The following is a 277-nucleotide window of genomic DNA, read 5'->3' on the forward strand; positions in this document are numbered from 1 at the left end:
GTACAGGCGGACCATTTCCGCATCGTTGGCTTCGTTGTCTTGCTTCTCGTAGGCGCGGGCCTGCTGGAACCAGATATCGGCCTCGGGGTCGAGTGGCGGGTTCTGCTCCTGGGTACAAGTGAATTGCAGGGACTTCCAGTCGATGTGCATGGGCGGTGCCTCCCTGGCGTGACAAGCACCCAGCCAGGCCAGGACCAGCAGCAGGGCGGCGTGGTGAACCCGGGAACGCAGCACCTACACCCCCCGGAGCAGTCGCCAGGTGACGTCGCGCCCTTCC

The 277-nt window shown here is 65.0% G+C and carries 1 pseudogene; it reads right to left on the minus strand.

The window, feature by feature from the left end:
* Window positions 1–234: pseudogene (locus PSEWESI4_RS25255) on the minus strand (hypothetical protein); the annotation flags it as partial.
* Window positions 235–277 lie beyond the last annotated feature (43 nt).

It is taken from the genome of Zestomonas carbonaria (assembly GCF_904061905.1).
Lineage (GTDB): Bacteria > Pseudomonadota > Gammaproteobacteria > Pseudomonadales > Pseudomonadaceae > Aquipseudomonas > Aquipseudomonas carbonaria.